Here is a 4,747-nt window from a genome sequence, read left to right on the forward strand (position 1 = left end):
GGAACAGATGGTCTTGGTACAATAGAAAATATGCACAATTGTTGGCGGGGTGAGCACGTTGGGCTTGGCAAACGCCGTGTTGGAACGCTGGGCCAGCGATGTGCCGGAAGCGGGGGAAGGCCAGTGCCAAATACAGATCATTTTTGAAGACGGCTTTCAGTACCGTAGCCAGTTTGGCCTATGCCGGTCGCAAAAACGCATTTCGCTGGCCAAAGTGTTGCGTCAGCAGTTGGCGGCGATGGCGTCGTCGAACACAAGCCAACGTAAGCGCAAAGACCGCACCGGCCCGATCACTACAATTGCACTACCGACGCTGCCATTGAACGCGGACGTGATGCTGGCCCGCTACGACATTTAGCGCGGTGTCCGGTCCCTTTCTGAAGTGAGAGAAGATTGGGCCGAAGCGCAAGAAAAATCGAACCTATGACACGCAGTAATAACGATTTAGTCCAGGCGACCTTTTTGAATGACTTGCGCAAGCAGCGTATGTCGGTCATCGTGTATCTGGTGACCGGGGTAGGGCAGTCCGGGAAGATCGAATCGTTTGATCAGCATGCCGTATTACTGCGACACGGTGACAGCACGCAGCTCATCTATAAACACATGATCAGCAGTATCATGCCCGGGACAAAGCCCCAGCCAGCTCTGGCATCAAGTACAGTAAAACGGACCGTGAAGCGTCCTGATGCCAACTCAGTTCCTGTGGTGACCCGTAAAGTGTCGCGTCGAACGATTGTTCGTGATGAATAACGCCACTCAAACATAGGTGAGCAAGGCGTTAAACGTCAATGGAAGATGGTGCTGGTATTCGTTCCGCCCGCCAGCTCCGGTGGATGCAGCCTATTCCTTTGAAATTGAAGTCTCACTCCGATGGCTGCATGGGGGCGATTGTACAGAGCAGGGACATGAATGGAGCAGTACTACTATTGATGCGAGTCAACGAGTAAGGTATCCCGTCTTTCACGTAAAGGGTTCGTCAATTGACACTAGACGTTTGCCGGCCACCAGTCGAAGGCTTCCTGGCGTAATACGAAGATCGACTGTGTCTGGTCCAGATAAAAGCGCGAGGTCACTGCGCTCCATTGGCCTTCTACCTTTTGGCCGTCATGCAAAATGACGATGTACTGATTCCCATCTTTCGGTTCGTGCAACTGCTCATTGTATTTGGTACGAGTTTTGATCTTCATGATGGGTCAACACACGGCCACATGGCTTGTCAGCAGGTCTTCGATGCAGGCTTTGCTATAGGCGTCCATGTCGAGAAATCGAACTCCCGCGCTGAATCCTTCTTCGATAGGATCGCAATAGACCACTGTACCCCACGCATTAATCCGCCGCGGGCTGTCCGGAACCTCAATGGCGATCGCATAGTTAGGGGTAAGTGTGCTTTCGATGTAATTTAGTGCGGTTTCTTTTTATATTTCCTTATATTTCAATGGCTTACGAATAGGGCGATTTTGGCAGATGCCGTCCTTTTGGTGCAAATTAGTGCGGTTTCTCCCTTTAGCCGGTTTTCCAGGCGTGGCATTTGACTGACGCCTGAGTAACAGGCATGACTCGCCGATCGTCCTCTCAACCACCGTAATGCTGTAATGGGTGGGACTGAGATGACGATCACGCCCTATCTCGCAAGGGCGTCGTCCTTGGTTGCAATAGGGCATCGGCATATCTGCCCACGCTAAACTTGAACGTTCCACGGAAATTGATGTGGCTGAAGTGTGCTGGTCCGATGCGGCGTAGCCACGTCTCTTCAACGGGTTGTTTAGCACGCTGCCACCGGTCGACTGTTTCCTGCATTTTGTGCGTGTTCCAAGCAATCACAAGATTGGTCAACAATACGTGGGACCCGGATATGGCAATCATCTCGTTAGTGCGACGACCGCGTTCCGGCGGTACCCGACCATAATAGACAGCTCTTTGCAGCTGGTGCACCGATTCACCGCGGTTGAGGATGGTATGGATCTCACGCCGGAATTCGACGTTAGTCATATAGTCGCATAGGTAGAGTGTGCGCAATAGCTTGCCAAGGTGATCCGCTGCCCTGTGTACCGGATCACCCTGGGCCGCGCTGCCGAAGCGCTGTAGAGCGACCGTCGCACTGACTCGGCCACTTCGAATTGACGCAACCAGCCGCAGCAGTTGATCCCAGCCCTTGCGGATCGCCGTCAGGGACACTTCGTTCGCCAGCGCGCGCTTGAGGTCCGTCGGCCCCTCCATCCGACGTGGCAAATAAAGCTTCCGTTCTGACAGGTTCCGCAGTCGTGGGCAAAGGTCAAACCCAAGTAGCTTGGAGATAGCCATGGCCACGTTGGTATAGCCATGCGTGTCCACGGACAATAGTTGCAGTCGAACACGGTCACTGCTGTCGTTGTAATTCACCACGCCTTCTATGGCTGCGCCAGCCTGGCGCTCATTAAGCACGATCGGCTGGTCATAAATAATGCCGTGGCGATCATGCACGTGGGTATAGATGCCGACAGCATGTGTACGCCGCCGCGGATCCACCCGGGCATTCCATAGATGACGCGACGCATCCAGGCTCATCATGTCACTGGACGCGCTCTCGCCGCTACCCCAATGCTTGGCAATCTCATGCCGCATCTGGAAATCGACAATTCGGTCATTTGCGCTGCGCAGGCGCCCCTGCGTCTCGAGCGTTCTCATGGCCATGTTGACTTCAACGGGATCGAGTTGTGGAGTCATCGAGGCCACGCCCTTGGCATCGATCTCTGTACCGTGTGCAATCAGTGCAGCATAGAGCGCGATCAACTCCTGTTCAGTGTATGCGCGGCGCCCAAGAAGGATTTCACTGAAATTGGTATGGGCGTCGACTTCCAGCATCAATTCCGGCAGCTGCACATCACCAATCTGCCGGAACATGAGACCGATCATCTTTCGCGGTTCCGGCTCCTCCGGCAAAGCTTCCAGCCGTTGCAAATGGAGTAGGCCAGCATCATCAATATGGAGCATCTCGTCCTGCATGGCTTCACTGACTGCGGCAAGACCGGCCTTAATGGTGTTCAACAAGGACGCGAGAAATTCATGTGGATGTTCAGGCAGGTTCAGCATCGCAAGGTGTCGGGCACGTTCCTGGCCCCACTCAACTGGGTCAATGAGTAGTCGGTCCCGTTCACGGTACGACAAGCTGTGCGGAATCGAGATTGAGCCTCGCCGTAGTCCCTTGCCGAGCTCCATGATGGTCGCTACCTCAAGTGCTTGCAAAGCTCGTTTGCGATCCGTCGCTTCTACAAGTGGCCGCCAAGTACTTTTGACAGGAACGATTTGGTCTTCCGGTAGTTCTGTCTGCCGGCAATCATAAAAATCACGCAGCGTGGCAAGATTTTGCAAGTTGGGATCTGATTTCACGCCTTCGAAATCCACGCTGTGGAGAGCCTTGAGCAGAGTCCGTACTCTGCCGGCATCATTGACAAGCATGCTTCTCATCTCCGCGGCATGGCTTCGGGAAGGTGAATCACCGATGTCAGAGAGTAGGGTGGCGATATCGGCCAGTCGCTCCTCGGCGGACCGATTTTGTTGCTGAAGAATGTCTCTGATAGACAAGCATCGATCTCGATAAGCAATGGCGGTTGTTGCCTTGGCAGACTGAGCCTTCTGGTAGGCATTGCGAACGAATCCGGCTACCCGTCGAGTCGACTGGTACATGGCACTATCAGTGAGCTCAAATAAGGTAATGCGCAGGAAAAATACAAGTTCAATGGTTGCCGCGATACTCCTGATCTGCCTGGACTTTGCTGGCCGACGGTGTTGTATGTGCTGAGAGTAGCCCCGTTGCTTCTCAAGCGGCACATGGTCCAAGGCCCATGCGTGGACGTTAAGCTCTTTAAGGAAGGAGATCTTGTCGAGCGTCTCATCGAGGGTCGTTGGCCCGTGCCCCTTTGGCGGGGTTTTTAGCCAATCCAAGACGGTATAGGCATTTCCCTCTCTGACCTTGAAGACGGCTTCGCGACATCGGTCCAGGGTATCTCGATGAATGACGGTGGTGATCACACGATAAATCGCTTGTTCGGCAGCGGAATAGCACCTGAACGCAAGATCGCGTACGGCTCGTTCACTAGGAATGAGATATCGATGTTGATGCAGCCAGAGCTCGGCCGACGTCACCAGCTCATCGACCGAAGTAACCTCTTCGGCATGCGCATTAAGGTACTCCTCGAGTGTGCTGCTGGCTGATTGATCGATATCTCCTAACCCCAGATAGCTTTTTGCCCACGCCTGGTGCGCGTAAAGCGTCTGTGGACGCTGATACATCGCTCGCAAGGAGGCAAGCGTTGGCGTGGAGAGCCCCAGTGCTATGCCGACATGACGGAGCAGGGCTCGGGGGACTGGAACGGAGAGGTCAAGCGAACGGCTGGCATTGCGGAGAAAGAGGAGAAAGATCGCTGCGCCTGCACGATGGGTGGTACGAAAGTTGTTATTAAGCGCAGTGATATCGGTTCGGCTGAGGCGAAAATACTGGTCCAGCTCAAAATCCGAAAGCCGGCTGGGCAAGGACGTTGCACCGACAAACCGCAAGTCGTACCGCGACATGGTAAAACCTCACAAATAAAAGTGAGGTAAATTTTACATTAAGGCAACTTTTCCAATAAAACGTGTAGGATTTGACTGTGGAAGGTGGTCTGACAACGAAAACGGCCTTGTCAGTAAAGGTGACCTGATATAGAAATTTGTAGCCACTGCTCTGGTTAGTCTTCCAGTTCAAGCACTCTGATTTTGCCATCGTTGCCGG

Annotated in this window: 4 protein-coding genes; 2 read left to right on the plus strand and 2 right to left on the minus strand. The window is 53.6% G+C overall.

Annotated features, from left to right (window positions below):
* The first annotated feature begins 64 nt into the window (after window positions 1–64).
* Window positions 65–358, plus strand: coding sequence for a hypothetical protein (locus RY831_RS32670; protein ID WP_326510450.1), 294 nt, complete (start codon window positions 65–67; stop codon window positions 356–358).
* 65 nt (window positions 359–423) lie between these two features.
* Window positions 424–750 carry an RNA chaperone Hfq gene (gene hfq, locus RY831_RS32675; RefSeq protein ID WP_326510451.1) on the plus strand — a complete coding sequence of 109 codons (327 nt, stop codon included), beginning with the start codon at window positions 424–426 and terminating at the stop codon, window positions 748–750.
* A 236-nt stretch (window positions 751–986) separates the two neighbouring features.
* Here hfq and RY831_RS32680 read toward each other — a convergent pair whose 3' ends face one another.
* Entirely contained in the window at window positions 987–1,187 is a 201-nt protein-coding gene (locus RY831_RS32680) for a hypothetical protein (RefSeq protein ID WP_326509512.1), read from the minus strand.
* Between the two features lie 427 nt (window positions 1,188–1,614).
* Window positions 1,615–4,548 (minus strand): Tn3 family transposase, encoded by a 2,934-nt coding sequence (locus tag RY831_RS32685; RefSeq protein WP_326510452.1) that lies wholly within the window; start codon window positions 4,546–4,548, stop codon window positions 1,615–1,617.
* Window positions 4,549–4,747 lie beyond the last annotated feature (199 nt).

Origin of the sequence: Noviherbaspirillum album (assembly GCF_035916955.1) — a bacterium.
Taxonomy (GTDB): domain Bacteria; phylum Pseudomonadota; class Gammaproteobacteria; order Burkholderiales; family Burkholderiaceae_D; genus Noviherbaspirillum; species Noviherbaspirillum album.

Coding starts and splice junctions, on each gene's coding strand:
- hfq (WP_326510451.1), top strand. CDS start 424: ATGACACGCAGTAATAACGATTTAGTCCAGGCGACCTTTTTGAATGAC.
- RY831_RS32680 (WP_326509512.1), bottom strand. CDS start 1,187: ATGAAGATCAAAACTCGTACCAAATACAATGAGCAGTTGCACGAACCG.
- RY831_RS32685 (WP_326510452.1), bottom strand. CDS start 4,548: ATGTCGCGGTACGACTTGCGGTTTGTCGGTGCAACGTCCTTGCCCAGC.